Origin of the sequence: Serratia ureilytica (assembly GCF_017309605.1) — a bacterium.
Lineage (GTDB): Bacteria > Pseudomonadota > Gammaproteobacteria > Enterobacterales > Enterobacteriaceae > Serratia > Serratia ureilytica.
The window spans coordinates 1,361,576-1,380,208 of the sequence record NZ_CP071320.1 but is presented as its reverse complement, the minus strand read 5'-3'; the positions used below and the strand labels follow the sequence as shown (position 1 = coordinate 1,380,208).

At 59.7% G+C, this 18,633-nt stretch carries 15 protein-coding genes, 4 tRNA genes, 1 other RNA gene and 1 pseudogene; 13 read left to right on the top strand and 8 right to left on the bottom strand.

The features are described from left to right. Positions 1–30: 30 nt before the first annotated feature. On the bottom strand, positions 31–483 hold the full coding sequence (locus J0X03_RS06385; protein WP_016926809.1) for a multidrug/biocide efflux PACE transporter: 453 nt from the start codon (positions 481–483) through the stop codon (positions 31–33). 96 nt (positions 484–579) lie between these two features. Here J0X03_RS06385 and J0X03_RS06380 point away from each other — a divergent pair, with 96 nt between their 5' ends. Continuing rightward, a complete protein-coding gene (locus tag J0X03_RS06380; protein ID WP_060660405.1) occupies positions 580–1,470 on the top strand; it encodes a LysR family transcriptional regulator in 891 nt (296 codons plus the stop codon). Here J0X03_RS06380 and J0X03_RS06375 read toward each other — a convergent pair. After that, complete coding sequence (locus J0X03_RS06375; protein ID WP_201750824.1) at positions 1,446–3,107, bottom strand: alpha-keto acid decarboxylase family protein; 1,662 nt, start codon at positions 3,105–3,107, stop codon at positions 1,446–1,448. The genes J0X03_RS06380 and J0X03_RS06375 overlap by 25 nt on opposite strands. 189 nt (positions 3,108–3,296) lie before the next feature. Here J0X03_RS06375 and mgrA point away from each other — a divergent pair, with 189 nt between their 5' ends. After that, a complete protein-coding gene (mgrA, locus tag J0X03_RS06370) occupies positions 3,297–4,286 on the top strand; it encodes an L-glyceraldehyde 3-phosphate reductase (RefSeq protein ID WP_160204466.1) in 990 nt (329 codons plus the stop codon). Here mgrA and J0X03_RS06365 read toward each other — a convergent pair. Continuing rightward, entirely contained in the window at positions 4,278–4,511 is a 234-nt protein-coding gene (locus tag J0X03_RS06365) for a hypothetical protein (RefSeq protein WP_127897177.1), read from the bottom strand. The two genes, mgrA and J0X03_RS06365, sit on opposite strands and share 9 nt — an antisense overlap. On the opposite strand from J0X03_RS06365, the gene J0X03_RS06360 reads away from it, so the two are divergent. Continuing rightward, positions 4,510–4,920 (top strand): DUF2502 domain-containing protein, encoded by a 411-nt coding sequence (locus tag J0X03_RS06360; RefSeq protein ID WP_160204467.1) that lies wholly within the window; start codon positions 4,510–4,512, stop codon positions 4,918–4,920. The two genes, J0X03_RS06365 and J0X03_RS06360, sit on opposite strands and share 2 nt — an antisense overlap. A 41-nt stretch (positions 4,921–4,961) precedes the next feature. Here J0X03_RS06360 and J0X03_RS06355 read toward each other — a convergent pair whose 3' ends face one another. Beyond that, positions 4,962–6,197, bottom strand: a complete 1,236-nt coding sequence (locus tag J0X03_RS06355) for an Nramp family divalent metal transporter (RefSeq protein WP_160204468.1) — start codon at positions 6,195–6,197, stop codon at positions 4,962–4,964. Between the two features lie 377 nt (positions 6,198–6,574). Here J0X03_RS06355 and J0X03_RS06350 point away from each other — a divergent pair, with 377 nt between their 5' ends. Both J0X03_RS06350 and J0X03_RS06345 read left to right on the top strand, forming a co-directional pair. Further along, entirely contained in the window at positions 6,575–7,762 is a 1,188-nt protein-coding gene (locus J0X03_RS06350) for a NupC/NupG family nucleoside CNT transporter (RefSeq protein ID WP_004936373.1), read from the top strand. A gap of 108 nt (positions 7,763–7,870) precedes the next feature. Beyond that, a pseudogene (locus J0X03_RS06345) lies at positions 7,871–9,116 on the top strand (IS3 family transposase). 70 nt (positions 9,117–9,186) lie between these two features. Here J0X03_RS06345 and J0X03_RS06340 read toward each other — a convergent pair. Then, positions 9,187–9,262, bottom strand: a tRNA-Ala gene (locus J0X03_RS06340). Positions 9,263–9,322: 60 nt separating this feature from the next. Next, positions 9,323–9,398, bottom strand: a tRNA-Ala gene (locus tag J0X03_RS06335). Positions 9,399–9,706: 308 nt separating this feature from the next. On the opposite strand from J0X03_RS06335, the gene J0X03_RS06330 reads away from it, so the two are divergent. Continuing rightward, the gene (locus J0X03_RS06330; protein WP_122016648.1) at positions 9,707–10,492 is read left to right on the top strand and encodes a formate/nitrite transporter family protein; all 786 of its coding nucleotides are present in this window, start codon (positions 9,707–9,709) and stop codon (positions 10,490–10,492) included. Positions 10,493–10,558: 66 nt separating this feature from the next. Here J0X03_RS06330 and gltX read toward each other — a convergent pair whose 3' ends face one another. Further along, the gene (gene gltX, locus J0X03_RS06325; RefSeq protein WP_033643946.1) at positions 10,559–11,974 is read right to left on the bottom strand and encodes a glutamate--tRNA ligase; all 1,416 of its coding nucleotides are present in this window, start codon (positions 11,972–11,974) and stop codon (positions 10,559–10,561) included. 294 nt (positions 11,975–12,268) lie between these two features. Between gltX and J0X03_RS06320 the strand changes: the two genes are divergently transcribed. The 7 genes from J0X03_RS06320 to J0X03_RS06290 all read left to right on the top strand — a co-directional run bounded on the left by J0X03_RS06320 (position 12,269) and on the right by J0X03_RS06290 (position 16,960). Continuing rightward, positions 12,269–12,344 (top strand) — tRNA-Val (locus J0X03_RS06320). A 7-nt stretch (positions 12,345–12,351) separates the two neighbouring features. After that, positions 12,352–12,427: transfer RNA gene (locus J0X03_RS06315), tRNA-Lys, on the top strand. A gap of 74 nt (positions 12,428–12,501) precedes the next feature. Continuing rightward, positions 12,502–12,625, top strand: a non-coding RNA gene (locus J0X03_RS06310) — RtT sRNA. A gap of 191 nt (positions 12,626–12,816) precedes the next feature. Continuing rightward, positions 12,817–13,824 (top strand): Fe2+-enterobactin ABC transporter substrate-binding protein, encoded by a 1,008-nt coding sequence (fepB, locus tag J0X03_RS06305; RefSeq protein WP_033643947.1) that lies wholly within the window; start codon positions 12,817–12,819, stop codon positions 13,822–13,824. Between the two features lie 215 nt (positions 13,825–14,039). Then, positions 14,040–15,095: a Fe(3+)-siderophore ABC transporter permease gene (gene fepD / locus J0X03_RS06300; RefSeq protein WP_089195036.1), complete on the top strand. Its 1,056-nt coding sequence runs from the start codon at positions 14,040–14,042 to the stop codon at positions 15,093–15,095. Further along, positions 15,095–16,132, top strand: a complete 1,038-nt coding sequence (fepG, locus tag J0X03_RS06295; RefSeq protein ID WP_033643949.1) for an iron-enterobactin ABC transporter permease — start codon at positions 15,095–15,097, stop codon at positions 16,130–16,132. Before fepD ends, fepG begins: the two co-directional genes overlap by 1 nt. 21 nt (positions 16,133–16,153) lie before the next feature. Continuing rightward, positions 16,154–16,960 carry an ABC transporter ATP-binding protein gene (locus tag J0X03_RS06290; RefSeq protein WP_004936408.1) on the top strand — a complete coding sequence of 269 codons (807 nt, stop codon included), beginning with the start codon at positions 16,154–16,156 and terminating at the stop codon, positions 16,958–16,960. A 28-nt stretch (positions 16,961–16,988) separates the two neighbouring features. On the opposite strand, the gene J0X03_RS06285 is transcribed toward J0X03_RS06290, so the two are convergent. Next, on the bottom strand, positions 16,989–18,575 hold the full coding sequence (locus J0X03_RS06285; protein WP_060660402.1) for an ABC transporter substrate-binding protein: 1,587 nt from the start codon (positions 18,573–18,575) through the stop codon (positions 16,989–16,991). Positions 18,576–18,633 lie beyond the last annotated feature (58 nt).

Genomic DNA, 18,633 nt, shown 5'->3' with positions numbered 1-18,633 from the left:
TTACCTGAGAATCGCCGGGCTGACGACGCCTTATTTGGCGCCGGAATTGATCGGCTGGCGCGCTTCGAACCAGCGTTGGCGCAGCGTGTCGTACAGCCAGTTATAGGCCATGGTGTACGGCAGGAAGAACAGGAAGAAACCGATTTCCAGCATAAACGCCTGCGCCCAGGAGATACTCAGCATCCAGGCGGCGATCGGCACGCCGATCAGGATAAAACCGGCTTCAAAGCCGACGGCGTGCAGCGCACGCACCTTCAGGTTACGCACCACCCGGCTGACCGGCCACAGGCGGTCGAACACCGTGTTGTAAACCATGTTCCACAGCATCGCGACGGTGGAGAGCATCACCGCCAACGCACCGACCTGCACCATTGAGCGGTTCAACAACCACGCGCCCAGCGGGGCGCAAACCATCACGGCGATGGCCTCGAAACCGACGGCGTGGACGATACGTTCAATGAGAGACTTGTTTTGCAGTTGCATACATCACCTTTTTTTCAACAGTTGTTGCGAAAGCCAGGTGATTATCATCGCTTTTTTGGGTAGATTAAAAATAGGTTCCATCGATAAAGCAGATATATGCACTATTCACCGGAAGCGTTACAGGCGTTCGTTGAAGCCGCCGCCCTCGGCTCATTTTCCGCCGCCGCGCGCAAGCTGCGCAAAAGCCAATCCACCGTCAGCACCGCCATCGCCAATCTGGAAGCCGACCTGGCATTGACGCTGTTCGATCGCAGTGCGCGCCAACCGGTGCTCACCGCCGCCGGCCGCAAGGTGCTGGGGCACGTGCAGGAGATCCTCGCCGCCAGCGAGCGACTCGACGCGCTGAGCATTCAGCTGGCGGGCAATGTCGAACCGCGCCTGAGCATGGTATTTTCCGATACCTACCAACCGAAGCATCACGACAGCCTGATGCAGCGGTTTGAACAACGTTACCCGGAGATTGAGCTGGAATGGATGATCGCCGAGGAAGGCGACGTCATCGATCTGCTGCAAAGCGGCCGCGCGCATTTGGGCATGGTGGAAGTGCAAAAAACCTATCCGCCGGATATCGCCTTCTCCCGCCTGCCTGAGCAGACCGAAATGGGGTTGTTCGTCGCCCATCAGCATCCGCTGGCGCAGGTCGCCGCGCCGACCCCGGAGCAATTATCCAGCACTCGTCAGCTGATCCTGAATACTTACACCGGCGCCGAAGCGGCCAGACAAGGCGGGCTGGTCTGGTCGGCGCCCAGCTATCTGCTGTTGCTCGAGATGGCGGAACAGGGATTCGGTTGGGCGGTGCTGCCGCACTGGCTGGTGCAACAATACGGCCACGGCAGGCTCACCCAGCTGCGCCCGCGCGGCTGGCCCAAACTGATTTCGGTGGATGCGGTATGGTCCAAACTGACCCCGCCGGGCCCGGCGGGGTACTGGATGCTGGAGCGATTGCTGGAAGACGACGCGGCTCAGGCGGCGGCGTTGCGCGACTGAATGACGCGCGAGATCGTATCGAGCAGTTCGGGAATATCCATCTTCGGCAGCATCACTTCGATGAAAGCCAGCCGGTCGCCCTGCGCCGCCTCACTCAGCGCCTGGCGCAGCGCCTCCGGCTGACTGACCCGCAACGCCGTCACCGGCCGCCCATCGGCCAATGCCGTTGGCAGCTGCGTCCAGTTCCACCGGGCGATGTCGTTGTAACTCTGCTCCGGCCCGTGGATAGCGCGTTCAATCGTGTAGCCCTGATTATTCAGCACGAAAATCACCGGTTTAAGCCCGTCGCGCAGCATCGATCCCAGCTCCTGCACGGTCAATTGCGCGGCGCCGTCGCCGATCAACAGCACCACCCGGCGCTGTGGTTCGGCGGTTTGCACCCCGAAGGTCGCCGGTAAGGTATAGCCGATCGAGCCCCAGAGCGACTGCACGATCATCCGGCTGCCGCGCGGCAGCGTCAAGGTCGCGGCGCCGAAACAGGCCGTGCCCTGCTCGGCCAGCACGATATCCCCCGGCCGCAGGAAATCCTGTATCTGCCGCCAGAAGGCGTGCTGATCCAACCCTTCCCCATCGCCTTCCGGCAGCGCCGGACGGCCGATCGTCGGCAACGGCCAGCGCGACGCCAGCGACAGAGTCAGGCGGTGCAGCGCCTGCACGGCGGCGCACATCGGGATGCGGCTGAACCGTTGACGACCGACCCAGGCTTCGAACGGTTGGATATCGATGCATTTTTCCGCCGGCAGATGATGCGTGAATCCTCCGGTAATGGTGTCGGTGAGACGCACGCCAACGGTGATCACGACATCGGCATTTTCAATCAGCGTTTTGGTCGCCGCAGCGCTGGCGCCGCCGCTGTAGGTGCCGACAAAACCGTCGCGGTTCTCATCCAGCACGCCCTTGCCGAGCAGCAGCGTGGCGTGCGGGATAGCCACCTCCTGCATCCAGTTATCCAGCGCTGTTTCAACGCCAAAGCGGTCCGCCAGAAAGTCCGCCAGCAATGACACTTGCCGTGCCGATTGCAGCTTTTCACGCGCTGCGGCGATAAACGCCTGCAATGCGCTCCGCGACAGCCTGGCCTGGCGCAGCATCAGCGGCGCCGGTTTGGCCGGCAGCGGCGCTTCCGCTACGTCGCTGGGCAGCATCAGATAAACCGGACGATGCTCCAGCAAGGCGGCGTCGATCAGGCGGTCGATCTCCCTGGCGGCGTTGTCGGCGGTCAGATTGGCCTGTGCGACGCTGACTTCTTTGGCTATCCGCGCAAAGTGAGTGAAGTCGCCATCGCCCAGCGAATGGTGCAGCAAATCGCCGGCGCGCTGGGCACGCTGCGCCGGTGTGCCCACCACGTGGATCACCGGCAGGTATTCGGCATAACTGCCGGCCACGCCGTTCAGCGCGCTCAGCTCCCCGACGCCGAAGGTGGTGAGCAGCGCCGCGGCCGGTTTGCAACGCGCATAGCCGTCGGCGGCGTAGGCGGCGTTCAGTTCGTTGGCGCAGCCTACCCAGGTGATTTGCGGATGAGCGATGACGTGATCGAGGAATTGCAGGTTGTAATCCCCCGGCACGCCGAAGACGTGGCGGATGCCAATCTGGGCCAGACGATCGAGCAGATAATCGGCCACCGTGTAGATCTGAGTCATGATCATCACCTGTCTGCAGCTGAAGCGATTATCTTTAAGTATCGAAGATGCCGGTTAATTTTCGAACAGCGCTTTCCGTGTCGAGCGGCAACCTGGCGTTACATGCCGGCGCTGTGATCGCTCCCGCGGCGGTGCAGCGTGGAAACGTATACACTCAAGGCACTTTATCTCTCGCCGACAAGGATAACTATGTCCTACCAAGCCTCCCCTACGCGTTATCAAGATATGGAATACCGGCGCTGCGGCCGCAGCGGGCTGAAGCTGCCCGCCGTCTCGCTCGGGCTGTGGCACAACTTCGGTGACGCCACGCTGTATGACAACGCCCGCGGTCTGATCCGCTGCGCCTTCGATCGCGGCATTACCCATTTCGATTTAGCCAATAACTACGGCCCGCCGCCCGGCGCCGCCGAGGAGAACTTTGGCCGCATTCTTAACGCCGATCTGCGGGCCTGGCGCGACGAGCTGATCGTCTCATCCAAAGCCGGTTACACCATGTGGCCCGGCCCCTACGGCGATTGGGGCTCGAAAAAGTACCTGGTCGCCAGCCTCGATCAGAGCCTCAGGCGCATGGGATTGGAGTATGTGGATATCTTTTATCACCATCGGCCGGACCCGGACACGCCGCTGGAAGAAACCATGGCGGCGCTGGATCTGTTGGTGCGCCAGGGCAAAGCGCTGTATGTCGGTTTGTCCAACTACCCGGCCGAGCGCGCGCGCCAGGCGTTCGACATCCTGCAGCGGCTCGGTACGCCGTGCGTGATCCACCAGCCCAAGTATTCGATGTTGGAACGCGGGCCGGAGGCGGAATTGCTGGATACACTGGCGAATCATGGCGTCGGCGCGATCGCCTTCTCCCCGCTGGCGGGCGGCCTGCTGACCGATCGTTATCTGCACGGCGTCCCGCAAGATTCCCGCGCCGCCAGCGGCAGCCGTTTCCTGCAGCCGGAACAGCTGACCGCCGACCGACTGGACAAGGTGCGCCGCCTCGATGCGCTGGCTCGGCAACGCGGGCAGAAGCTGTCGCAGATGGCGCTGGCCTGGGTGCTGCGCGGTGATCGCGTTACCTCGGTGCTGATCGGCGCCAGCAAGACTGCGCAGATAGAAGACGCGGTGGGCATGCTGGCCAATCGTCACTTCACTGAAGAAGAGCTTGCGCAGATCGAGAACATTTTATTGTAATCGCTTACAAATCCCGCCGCTCAATTGAGCGGCGATGCCCCAGAAAAATCTCAAATCTCGGCCTCCGGCGCCCTTTTCAGAGTGGCTCTCAGATTCAACCCCATGCGCCGGCGCTATGATGCCGATATTGCAGTAAAAATAACGATAAGGCCGTTTTTTAAACTGATGAACGCGCTTCATAAAGTGATCAACGGCCAGGCCGCGCAAGCGGAAAGGAGAAGTCATGTTTAAACCTCTGCTCTTGGCCGCCATCTTGGCGGCGACGGTACTGCCCGCCGCACAGCAGGCGCACGCCGAAGGGATCAGCATCGATCTGATGCCGGGCGTTTCATTGCGCATCGGCGATCAGGACAATCGCGGCCGTTACTGGGACGGTTACGACTGGCGCGATCGCGACTGGTGGCAAGGCCATCAGGGACGCTATCTCGGCGACCGCAGCCCGCGTGGTTATTACTGGGACGGCTATCGCTGGCGCGACCGCGACTATTGGCGCAAATACTACTACTCGCGCGATGGCCGTTATTACAAGTGCGACCGCCGTTGCGACAAGCATTACTGGAAGAAAGAGAAAAAGCACCACCACGATCATGATCGCGATCGCTGGCGCCGCCACGGCGATGACGACCGCGATTAACGACGACGGGCCGGCACCATGCCGGCCCGCGCTTTTTTTGCCTACAACACGCTGCCGATCAGCAGGTAGCCGTTCAATCCCACCACCACCAGCACGATCAGCTTGCCCAGGTTTTGCACCACGGGGCCGTTAACCATCTCCCCCATCAGCGCCCGATTGCCGGTGAAAGCCAGCAGCGGCACCAGCGCCAACGCAATGCCGAAGCTGAGCAGCACCTGGCTCAACACCAGAATCCGCGTCGCGTCCATCCCGAGCATGATGACGATAAACGACGGCAGCATGGTCACCGCGCGCCGCAGCCACAGCGGAATATGGAAATGCACGAACCCCTGCATCACCACCTGCCCCGCCAGCGTGCCCACTACGGTAGAAGAGAGGCCGGCGGCCACCAGGCTCAGACCAAACACGGTGGCGGCGGCTTGCCCGAGCAGCGGTTGCAGCGTCAGATAGGCCACGTCAAGATCGGCGATGCCGCTGTTGCCGCTGAAATGAAACGCGGCGGCGGCAGTGGCCATCATCGCCAGGTTAACGAAACCGGCGATAGTCATGGCGACGGCGACATCGACTTTGGTGGCGGCATAGCGCTCCGCCTTGTCGTGCTCGCCGCCGATTTGGGTGAGCGACGAATGCAGGTAGATCACGTGCGGCATGATGGTGGCGCCCAATACCCCGGCGGCGAGAAATACCGCATCGCCGTTAGGCAGATCGGGCAGCGCCATGCCCTTCAGCAACGGCGCGAGCTGCGGCTGGGAGAATGCCAACTCGACGATATAAGCGGCGGCGACGAACAGCAGCAGGCCACCAATAACCAGCTCCAGTGGCTTTTGCCCGCGTTTTTGCAGCATCAAAATTAAAAAGGTGGCGATGCCGGTCAGCACCGCGCCCTGCAACAGGGACACGCCGAGCAGCAGCTTGAAGCCGATCGCCGCGCCGATAAATTCGGCCAGATCGGTCGCCATGGCGATGATCTCCGCCTGCACCCAATAGGCCCATACCGCCGGCCGCGGGAAACGATCGCGAATATGCTCGGCCAGGTTTTTCCCGGTGGCGATGCCCAGCTTGGCAGACAGCAGTTGGATCAGCATCGCCATCACGTTGGCCCAGACCACGACCCACAGCAAACTGTAGCCGAACGAGGCGCCGGCCTGGATGTTGGTAGCGAAGTTGCCGGGGTCGATATAGCCGATCGCGGCGATGAAGGCGGGCCCCATCAGCGAGAGTTTGATTTTTCTGGCGGAGCGACCGGAGGTGGTTTCAACCACGCGACTGTTCAGCATATGTTGAACCCTTACTGAAATTACGTTTATCTCCACTCTATATAAATGATAATAATTATCAAGCGCATTTAGAGCGGTAAAACTTATCTCTGTAATAGCCAACATTAATGGTTTTATCGAAGGGTTCAGCGCGGAGCTTGCCGATTTCCATGCTTTTCTGATGGGATTTTGGCTGCAATACCCCTGAAAGACAGGTTAGCACAAGAATACGAATTTCCTATTTCTGCTTTAACATCTTGATTTTTTATGCTTTTGCGCAACACTTTAGGAGAATTCCCGCTATGATTTTCCATATTTGCAATAGAAGTCTCGTTTTTAAACGTAGCGTTACATAAAATGACAGCCGAAATTCAGCCTGCCTCAAATTTGGAGCAAACATGTCCCATATTGCGCACTTTGCGTTGGCGATAGTGGTGGTGGCGATCCTGGCCCTGTTGGTGTGCCGCGATCGTAAAAGCATCCGCATTCGCTATGTTATTCAACTACTGGTTATCGAAGTACTGCTGGCCTACTTTTTCCTGCATTCGGAAGCGGGTTTGGGCTTCGTAAAAGGATTTGCCGCGCTGTTTGACAAACTGCTCGGGTTTGCGGGACAAGGGACTGATTTCGTATTCGGCGGCATGGGCGACAAAGGCCTGGCGTTCTTCTTCCTGAAGGTGCTGTGCCCGATCGTCTTCATTTCGGCGCTGATCGGTATTCTGCAGTACATCAAAGTGCTGCCGTTCATCATCCGTATTATCGGTACCGTGCTGTCGAAAGTGAACGGCATGGGCAAGCTGGAGTCGTTCAACGCCGTCAGCTCGCTGATCCTGGGCCAATCCGAAAACTTCATCGCCTACAAGGATATCCTGGGCAAGATGTCGGAAAAGCGCATGTACACCATGGCGGCGACCGCGATGTCTACGGTGTCCATGTCCATCGTCGGCGCCTACATGACCATGCTGGACGCCAAGTTCGTGGTGGCGGCGCTGGTATTGAACATGTTCAGCACCTTTATCGTGCTGTCGCTGGTCAACCCGTACGACACCAATAAAGAAGAAGAGCTGCACCTCGGTAACCTGCACGAAGGCCAGAGCTTCTTCGAAATGCTGGGTGAATATATCCTGGCCGGCTTCAAAGTAGCGATTATCGTTGCCGCGATGCTGATCGGCTTCATCGCCCTGATCGCCGCGCTCAACGGTGTGTTCAGCGCCATCTTCGGCCTGAGCTTCCAGGAAATCCTCGGTTACTTCTTCTATCCGTTCGCCTGGATCATGGGGATTCCTAAACACGAAGCCCTGCAGGTCGGCAGCATCATGGCCACCAAGCTGGTTTCCAACGAGTTCGTGGCAATGATGGAGCTGCAGAAAGTGTCTGCCGAACTGTCGCCACGCAGCCTGGGGATCCTGTCGGTGTTCCTGGTGTCCTTCGCCAACTTCTCTTCCATCGGCATCGTGGCCGGTGCGATCAAGGGCCTGAACGAACACCAGGGCAACGTGGTGTCGCGCTTTGGCCTGAAGCTGGTGTACGGCTCTACGCTGGTCAGCATCCTGTCCGCTTCCATCGCGGGCCTGGTGCTGGGCTAAGCCTGAAATTTACAGCAATGATAAGGCGCCTGCGGGCGCCTTTTTTATTGGCTGTGACCCGTCCTGAATAGCGTTGACACATTTTACTCACGCACAGAGGAAAATGTGATGAACCAGTATGTTAAACGCACACAACGCGATTACTCTCTATCCTTTAAATTAGCCGTCGTCGAACAGGTCGAAAAAGGCGAGATGACATACCGTCAGGTGCAAGACCGCTACGGTATCCAGGGCAGCCAGACTGTTATGAACTGGCTGCGCAAATATGGTCAGCTTGACTGGCGAACTTCGCCTTCCAGCAAAACGTGCGGAGACAACATGCCCAAACTTCCCCTGACGCCCGAACAGCGTATTAAAGAACTTGAGCAGCAACTGGCTGAATCTGAAGTCAAAGCACAGTTCTTCGAAGCCGTCGTCAAAGTGATGAATACCGACTTTGGCGCCACGCTGACAAAAAAGCAGTTAACCGCCTTATCGCGCAAACACAAGTACCGGGACTCACAGTAACGCGGGCCTGCCGATGGATGGGCATCAGCCGACAAGCGTGGTATCAGTCCCTGCAGCGTGAAGCAGGCAGAGAGGAGCAGGCCCGGCATCTCGTCGAACAGGTGACGGCCATCCGCTTGCATCAACCCCGGCTGGGGACGCGTAAGCTGCATCACCTGCTGCGGCAACGCCCCGAACCGGCGTTGCATGTGGGCCGTGACCGGCTGTTCAATATCCTGCGCTGCGCGCGGTTACTGGTGATGCCTAAACGGGCCTATCACAAGACGACGCACAGCCATCATCGTTTTTATCGCCATCCCAATCTGCTGAAGGCGGGGGACAATCAGGTCATCGCCAGCCGTCCGGAACACGTATGGGTGGCGGACATCACTTACCTGCCGCTGAGAACGGGGACGGCGTATGTCAGCCTGATAACGGATGCCTGGTCGAGAAAAATCGTGGGATATCATGTGCATGACAGTTTGCATACCCGGCATGTCGCCTGCGCGTTCAAAATGGCACTGGCCGGCAGGCGCACGGCGTTGCCGTTGGTACACCACTCGGACAGGGGTATCCAGTACTGCTCGCAGGAGTATCAGGCGTTACATCAGAGATATGGTGTCACCTGCTCGATGACGGACGGGTATGATTGTTATCAGAATGCGCTGGCGGAACGGATGAACGGGATACTCAAAACGGAATATCTGCTCGGCAGGCCAGAAGATATCGCGCAAGCAAGAAAGATGGTCAGAGAGTCGGTGAACATCTACAACACACGGCGGCCGCACCTGTCGCTGAAATACAAAACGCCCGATGAAGTTCATCGGGCGTTATCCGGCTGAAAAGTGTCAACCTATATCAGGACTAGTCACTGGCATTCGGCGAAGGTGAAATAACGCAAAGCAAAAAGCCGACCCTAAGGTCGGCTTTTCAAATGGTGGTGGAGCTAGACGGGATCGAACCGTCGACCTCTTGCATGCCATGCAAGCGCTCTCCCAGCTGAGCTATAGCCCCACAAAAGTGGTACGCGTTGACCGGCGTTACGGTATTCCCCAACCTCTCTGAGAAGAAGGTTGGTGGAGCTAGACGGGATCGAACCGTCGACCTCTTGCATGCCATGCAAGCGCTCTCCCAGCTGAGCTATAGCCCCGTTCCACAATCACTTTGTGCTGTGAACGGGGCGCATAATATGAAACCCGCTCAAAGCTGTCAACGGCTAAATTGAATTACTGAATCAAGCGTTGAAAAAGCCGCCAAATCAGCATCTTTGGCGCCAAAAAATCATCACTTTGCGCAGAGTTCATCCATTTTGCGTGCTACTTCTCAAAATGATAAAAGACCCTGCATATCACGTTGATTTTTAATTAACGGAATGTTAGCGAAATGCGCTTGAGTCGGGCTCCCGAGCGGCATAGACTGCCCGCGCCATAAACTTTATTACTATAAACCGAGTCCGTCATGTCTTTGCATTCACCAAAAGAAATCGCCGCCCTCGCCGTTCAGGCCGGGGTAAACAAAAGCCGCGCCCCTCTCGCTAATCTGCTGATTCTGGGCTTTCTCGCCGGCGCCTTTATCGCCACCGGCTTCCTGCTGGATATTCACGTCATCGGCACCCTGCCGGCCGAATGGGGCTCTTTCGGCGCGCTGTTGGGCGCCGCGGTCTTCCCTATCGGTTTGATCCTGACCCTTCTGGCCGGCGGCGAACTGCTGACCGGCAACATGATGACCTTGCCAATGGCCTGGTTCGCCCGTGAAATTCCCGCCATCGCCGTGCTGCGCAACTGGTTTTGGGTCACCCTGGCCAACTTCGCCGGCAGCGTGGCCGTCGCCTACTTCTTCGGCCACCTGCTGAGCCTGACCGAAGGCGCGTTTTTACATAAGACGCTGGCGATCGCGCAGGCCAAAGTGGATGCGGACTTCCTGCACGCCTTCATTTCCGGCGTCGGCTGCAACTGGTTGGTATGCCTGGCGGTGTGGTTAGCCTTCGCCAGCAAAGATGTGCCGGGCAAAGTGATCGGCATGTGGTTCCCGGTCATGGCTTTTGTCGCCATCGGCTTCCAGCACGTGGTGGCGAATATGTTCATCATCCCGGCGGCCATCTTTGCCGGCGGCATGGGCTGGGAGCAGTATCTGCCTAATTTCGTCGCGGTATTTCTCGGCAATGCGCTGGGCGGCGCCGGCTTTGTCGGGTTGATGTATTTCCTCGCCTACCGTCCGGGTTTGCCGGCTAGCGAACAAGCCTGACAAAGCGCAATAAAAAAGCCCCGGGATCGCTCCACGGGGCTTTTTCTTTAAGGCGTATCAGCCTAATCAGGCTTGGGCTTCACGCTCGGCGATGTAAGCCAGCGCCATATCGATACGCTGCAGCGAACGCTTCTGGCCGATCGCATGCACGGTCACGTCCATGCCCGGCGACTGGCCGGCGCCGGTCACCGCGACACGCAGCGGCATGCCGACTTTACCCATGCCGACGCCCAGCTCATCCGCCGTGCCCTGAATGGCGTCGTGCACGTTTTCCGGCGTCCAGACGGTGATGGCGGCCAGCTTGGCGCGCACCGCTTCCAGCGGCTGACGCGCGACCGGACGCAGGTGCTTCTTGGCGGCGTCGGCGTCGAACTCGCTGAAGTCTTCGTAGAAGTAACGGCAAGACTCCGCCATCTCTTTCAGCGTCTTGCAGCGCTCGCCCAGCAGCTTGACGATGTCCTTCAGTTCCGGCCCGTTGCGGGTTTCAATGCCCAGTTGCTCAACGTGCCATGCCAGATGCACCGCCACTTCTTCCGCCGGCATATGGTTGATGTAGTGGTGGTTCAGCCACTGCAGCTTCTCGGTGTTGAACGCGCTGGCGGATTTGTTGATCGCTTCCAGCGTGAAGAACTCTTTCATCTCGTCGATGGAGAAGATCTCCTGATCGCCGTGGGACCAGCCCAGACGCACCAGGTAGTTCAGCAGCGCCTGCGGCAGATAGCCGTCGTCGCGGTACTGCATCACGCCCACGGCGCCGTGACGCTTGGACAGCTTTTTACCGTCGTCGCCGAGGATCATCGACACGTGCGCGTATTCCGGCACCGGCGCGCCCAGCGCTTTCAGAATGTTGATCTGGCGCGGGGTGTTGTTGATGTGGTCTTCGCCGCGGATCACGTGGGTGATTTCCATGTCCCAGTCATCGACAACGACGCAGAAGTTATAGGTTGGCGAACCGTCGGTGCGGCGGATGATCAGATCGTCCAGCTCCTGGTTGCTGAATTCGATCGGGCCGCGAATTTTATCGTCGAAGATCACCGACCCTTCCTGCGGGTTACGGAAGCGCACCACGTGCGGCTCGTCGTCGGTGTGGCTGCACTGGCTGTCGCGGCAGTGGCCGTCGTAACGCGGCTTCTCGCCGTTTTCCATCTGCTTCTCGCGCAGCGCTTCCAGGCGTTCCTTGGAGCAATAGCATTTATAGGCCGTGCCCTGCTCCAGCATTTCGTCGATGACCGCATTGTAGCGATCGAAACGCTTGGTCTGGAAGTACGGGCCTTCATCCCAATCCAGGTTCAACCAGTTCATGCCATCCATAATTGCGTCGATCGCGTCCTGGGTAGAGCGTTCCAGATCGGTATCTTCGATACGCAGAACGAACTCACCGCCCGCATGGCGGCTGAACAGCCAGGAGTAAAGTGCGGTACGCGCGCCGCCGACGTGGAGATAGCCGGTCGGGCTCGGTGCAAAACGGGTTTTGATTTTCATTGGGTTCACTGCCTTATTACGCAACGCGTGTCGGCGATGGCCGACGATTGCTCGGAATTGAAAAAAGAGTGGACGACATTGTATCACCACGCGCTAATTCCTCAACGCCGACACGATATTGCGCCGGTCGATTTCGCGCGTTTTGCGGCGAGTTTCGCAGAGCGTTGCGCAAAGAATCGGCGCCGTTGGCGATAATTATCGCGCCCTGCCTAAATTTGCGGCGAACGATTGAAATCATTTTAAAAACCGTTGACTCACTTTGAACTATCCCTATAATGCGACTCCAACAAGACGGGGCGATTAGCTCAGTTGGTAGAGCATCTCCTTTACACGGAGGGGGTCGGCGGTTCGAGCCCGTCATCACCCACCACTTCTGCGGGTCGTTAGCTCAGTTGGTAGAGCAGTTGACTTTTAATCAATTGGTCGCAGGTTCGAATCCTGCACGACCCACCAATTCAGAGAAAAGCGCCTTTTGGCGCTTTTTTCGTTTCTGCACCATCCGACTCTGACTTCATCTCTCGCCGACAGAGTTCACCGGGTCGTGTAGGATGAAGAACCGTAGAGGTTCGAGCATCGCGCAGCGATACGACAACGCGCAGCGTTGCCCGCAGGGTGAGGCCACAGGCCGAATCAATCCTGCACGACCCACCAATTCAGAAAAAAGCGCCTTTTGGCGCTTTTTTCGTTTCTGCCGTTCGCCTCCCTTTCTTCATTCGCCACGCGCTGAGATACGAATGGTTATCATTTTGACGGCTTGAATGGTAAATTAGCGGGCATAACACTCCCCAGCAATCCGCACGCGGATTGATACGCCTTAGTTTAAGGAAAGAAAGAGCCCGCTCATGACCCTATCCTTACGTCAGCTGTTCATTTCAGTTATTGCCGCCGCGGCCTTGCTGCTCAGCGGTTGCGGCCCGGACGACAAGAGCGACGGGCAGAAACCGTCCGCCCCCGCTGCCGACAGCAGTTGGCCGCGCACCATCGATAGCGCCAAAGGGAAGTTCACGCTGGAAAAACCGCCGCAGCGCATCGTATCCACCAGCGTCACCATCACCGGCACGTTACTGGCTATCGACGCCCCGGTGGTCGCCAGCGCCGCCACCAGCCCAAATCCCCTGGTGGCCGATCAACAAGGCTTCTTTACCCAGTGGAGCGAAGTGGCCAAACAGCGCCACGTCGAACGGCTGTATCAGGTGGAACCCAATGCCGAAGCCGTTGCCGCCGCCGCGCCGGATTTGATCGTCGTCGCCGCGACCGGCGGTGATTCGGCGCTGAAACTGTACGATCAGCTGTCCGCCATTGCGCCGACGCTGGTGCTCGATTACGGCGACAAAAGCTGGCAACAGCTGGCCAGCGAGCTCGGTGAGATCACCGGTCACGAAGCCGGCGCCAAACAGGCGGAAGATCGTTTCGAGCAGCGCGTGGAACAAGTGAAGCAGGCGATTACCCTGCCGCCGCAGCCGACCACGCCGTTGGTGTATGCCGACAACGGCCGTGAGGCCATGCTGTGGACACCGGGCTCCGCCCAGGGCAAGCTGCTCACCCAGCTTGGCTTCCAATTGGCCACCCCGCCGGAAAGCGCCAAAGGCAACGCCAGCATGGGTAAACGCCATGACATCATCCAAATCTCCGGCGAAAAAATGGCCGAAGGCCTGAACGGCAAAACCCTGATCCTGTTCGCCACCAATGAGCGCAAAGTGCAAGAGGTGCTGACCAACCCGTTCCTTAAACATCTGGAGCCGGTGGAACAGCGGCACGTCTACGCCGTCGGCAACGACACCTTCCGCCTCGATTATTACAGCGCCACCAACATGCTGAACCAAATCGAACGGCTGTTTAAAAAGCCCTGAGCCACGCCGTCGGCAGGTCAGCCTTCTGCCGACGTTTGCCATAAACAGGGCAACTATTCACATTCAATCAATTGAAATATCAATAGTTATTAACATCGTCAACGCACCTGCGCCACCAACCGGCGGGTGCATGCGGGCGTAAACTCGTGCTACTATTAGCGCCCTTCACGAACGCAAATAACAATGAGAATAAAAATCATAAAGGAGTTACCGGTGTGAACGTACCCACTCCGACTGAGCGGACGCTTTCGTCCGCACCGCACGCAGCTTACGCCAGTGGCTTCAAACGCATCGCCGGGTTCGGTATCGGCTTGGCGTTGTTGTTGCTGTGCATCATTGCCAGCCTGATGCTGGGTTCCAAAGCCATCCCCTTCCATACCGTCTGGCTCAGCCTACAGGGCGCCGCGAGCGGCTCCGACAGCACCATCATTCTCAACGCCCGTGTGCCCCGTACGCTGGCGGGCATCTTGGCCGGCATGGCGCTCGGCGCCGCCGGCGCGCTGATTCAGGCGCTGACGCGCAATCCGCTGGCCGATCCCGGCGTGCTCGGCATCAACGCCGGCGCCAGCTTCGCCGTGGTCATCGGCATCATGTTTTTCGGCGCCGCCACCACCGAAAGCTATATGGCCTACGCCTTTGTCGGCGCCGCCGTCACCACCCTGCTGGTCTACGTGATCGGCACGCTGGCGGGTGGGCGCATCAACCCGGTGCGGCTGACGCTGGCCGGCGTGGCGATCGGCGCGGTGTTGCTCGGCATCACCACCGGGCTGTCGCTGATCGATCCGCAAACCTTCGACCAACTGCGCTTCTGGCAGGCCGGCACGCTGGATATCCGCACGCTGGCCACCCTGCCGGTGACCGCCCCCGCCATTTTGCTCGGCTGCCTGCTGACGCTGCTCATCGCCCGGCCGCTGAATACCATCGGCATGGGGGAAGATCTGGCTATCGCGCTCGGCGCGCGCGTAGTGCTGACTCAGGCGATCGCAGTGCTCGCCATTACGCTGCTGTGCGGCGCGGCGACCGCCACCGTCGGCCCGATCAGTTTCATCGGCCTGATGGTGCCGCATATCGCCCGCTGGTGGGTCGGCCCCGACCAACGCTGGATCCTGCCCTACTCCATGCTGCTGGCGCCGATTTTACTGCTGTGCGCCGACGTGGTCGGCCGCTTGCTGGCGGCCGGTGAGCTGCGCGTTTCCATCGTGGCGGCCTTCATCGGCGCGCCGGTGCTGATCTGGCTGGTGCGCCGCAAGAAAACGCTGGGGGGTCTGTGATGAGTCTGCCGCACACGCTGCATATCGGCCGCCCGGACGGCGTCATCAACGGGCGCCTGCCGCTGCGCCTGCTGCTGGTCAACCTTTCACTGTTGGCGCTGTGTCTGGCGATGGCCGTCGCCGCCCTGTGCTACGGCACGCTGCAACTTTCGCTGGAGCAGGTTTTTGCCGCGCTGACCGGCGAGGCGCCGAAAAACCTGGTCACCGTGGTCACCCAATGGCGCTTGCCGCGCATCGCCATGGCGCTGCTGTTAGGCGCCGCGCTCGGCATGAGCGGCGCCATCTTCCAGTCGATTATCCGCAACCCGCTCGGCAGCCCGGACGTGATTGGCTTTAACATGGGGGCTTACACCGGCGCGCTGATCGCCATCACCCTGTTCAACGGCGGCTATTACTACATCGCCGGCGGCGCGCTGGCCGGCGGCATTCTCGCCGCGCTGGCCATCTACCTGCTGGCCTGGCGGCAAGGCATCGCCGGCTTCCGGCTGATCATCGTCGGCATCGCCATCAGCGCGGTGCTGGTCTCCACCAATACCTGGCTGATCATCACCGCCTCGCTCGAGCGCGCCATGGACGCCGCCATGTGGCAGGCCGGTTCGCTCAACGGCATGACCTGGCAGAAAGCCCAGCCCGCCACGGCGTTTATCGTGCTGGCGGCCGCCGCCGCGCTGTTGATGGGCAAACGGCTACAGCTGCTGGAAATGGGCGACGACACGGCGCGCGCGCTGGGCGTCAATGCCGAAAGCAGCCGGCTGTGGCTGATGCTGTTCGGCGTCACCCTCACCGCCGCCGTCACCGCCACCGCCGGGCCGATTTCCTTTATCGCGCTGGCGGCGCCGCAAATCGCCCGCCGCTTGGCCGGGCAATCCTCGGTCACCCTGACGTCCTCGGCGCTGATGGGCGCGGCGCTGCTGCTCGGCGCCGACGTGGTGTCCCAACATCTTTTCGCGCCGATCCAACTGCCGGTCGGGATCGTGACCGTCTGCATCGGCGGCCTGTACCTGATTTGGCTGCTCATCCGTGAGGCCCGCAGATAGATAATGAAGAGTGATAATGCCATGAGCCACCGCCTGCACGCCTCGCACCTGAAGCTGGGCTACGACAATAAAATCATCGCTGACGATCTGAGCGTAGCGATCCCCGACGGCGCCTTTACGGTGATCGTCGGGCCGAACGCCTGCGGCAAATCGACGCTGTTGCGCGCCCTGTGCCGCCTGCTGAAACCCAGCGCCGGCGAGGTGATGCTGGACGGCAAGAACATCAGCAGTTTCGCCACCAAGGCGCTGGCGCGCGAGCTTGGCCTGCTGCCGCAAACCTCGATCGCACCGGACAGCATCACCGTGGCGGACCTGGTGTCGCGCGGCCGCTATCCGCACCAGAGCCTGCTGAAACAGTGGACACAGGCCGACAAACAGGCGGTGGAAGCCGCCATGGCGGCCACCAACGTCAGCCAACTGGCGGATCGCAGCGTCGACGAGCTGTCCGGCGGGCAGCGTCAGCGCGTCTGGGTAGCGATGGCGTTGGCGCAGCAAACGCCGCTGCTGCTGCTGGATGAACCGACGACATATCTGGACATCGCGCACCAGATCGAGCTGCTGGATCTGTTCCGCCAGCTCAACCGCGAGCGCGGTCAAACCCTGATCGCGGTGCTGCACGATCTCAACCACGCCTGCCGCTATGCCGATCACATCATCGCCATGCGCGACGGCAAGATCGTGGCGGAAGGGAAACCGGCGGAGATCATTACCGCCGAACTGGTGGAGCGGGTGTTCGGCATGCCGTGCATGATCATCGACGATCCGCTGTCCCACACGCCGCTGGTGATCCCGCGCGGCCGCTACCACTGCGACGCGCCGCAGGCATGAAAAAGGCCGGGTTACCCCGGCCTTATCGTTACTTCTCCAGCGACACCTGCTTGAAAATGTGTTTGCCGAACGGGTCTATCTCGTAGCCTTTCACTTCCTTGCGCACCGGTTCGAAGATGGTCGAGTGCGCAATCATCAATGCCGGCATCTGATCGTGCATTATCACCTGCGCCTGCTGATACATCGCCACCCGTTTGGCGTGATCGTTCTCCTCGCGCGCCTGCAGGATCAGCTGGTCGAACGGTTTATAGCACCATTTCGCCGAGTTCGAACCGCCGAGCGAAGCGCAGGTAAACAGCGGGCCGAAGAAGTTGTCCGGATCGCCGTTGGCGGTGGTCCAGCCCATCAGCGCGGTCTGGTGTTCGCCGTTTTTAATCCGCTGTAAATACTCACCCCATTCGAAGGTGACGATTTTGGCGCGCACGCCGATTTTAGCCCAGTCGGCCTGGATCATCTCCGCCATGCGCTTGGCGTTGGGGTTATAGGGCCGCTGCACCGGCATCGCCCACAGATCGATGTCGAAGCCCTGCCCTAGCCCGGCCTCCTGCAACAGCTGCTTCGCCCGTTCCGGCGAATACGGGTAGTCTTCAAGCTGCGCGTTGCTGCCCCATTGAGCCGGCGGCAGCAGGTTCTTGGCCGGCTGACCGGCGCCGTGGAACACCGCGTCGATGATCGCCGGCTTGTTGACCGCCAGCGCCAACGCCTGGCGCACCTTAACGTTATCCAACGGTTTCTTCTGGGTGTTGAACGCCAGGAAACCGATATTCAAGCCGGATTTTTCCATTACCTGAATGTTGCCGTCCTGCCGCATGCGTGCCAGATCCGCCGGATTGGGGAACGGCATCACCTGGCATTCGTTCTTTTGCAGCTTGGCGTAACGCACCGCCGCATCCGGCGTGATCGAGAATACCAGCCGATCAAGCTTCGGCTTGCCTTCCCAGTAGCGGTCGAACGCCTTGTAGAGGATTTTCGCGTCCTTCTGGTACTGCACCAGCTGGAACGGCCCGGTGCCGATCGGATCGTTGTCCACCCGCTGCGGCGTGCCGGCCTTCAGCATCGCGTCGGCATATTCCGCCGATAAAATGGTGGCGAAATACATGCCCAGATCGGCGACGAACGGCGCCTCGGCGCGGGAGAGCTCAAAGCGCACGGTGTGCTCATCCACCTTGACGATCCGGTCAATCAGCGTGCCGAACTCCATCGACTCGAAGTTGGTGTAGGCGCCATTGGAGACCTTGTGATACGGGTTGTTGGCGTCCTTCTGGCGCATAAACGAGAAGATGACGTCATCGGCGTTGAAATCGCGGGTGGGCGTGAAATATTTATTGCTCTGGAATGCCACGCCCTTGCGCAGATGGAAGGTATAGCGCTTGCCGTCTTCGCTCACCTCCCAGCTTTCCGCCAGGCTGGGTTGCAGCTCGACGGTGCCGGGTTTGAAATCCACCAGCCGGTTGTAGATCGCCGCCGAACTGGCGTCTACCGTGGTGCCGGAGGTGAACAGCTGCGGGTTGAAGCCTTCCGGCGAGCCTTCGGAACAGTAGACCAGCGTATTGGCCCGCGCGCCGCCGGCAATCGCCAACGCCAGCAGCCCGATCGTTATTGCTTTTCTTTTCATTGCGCTATCCCCAGTGGTGAAAAAACAGCCGAACGGATAGCAATAAATCATGCAGTTA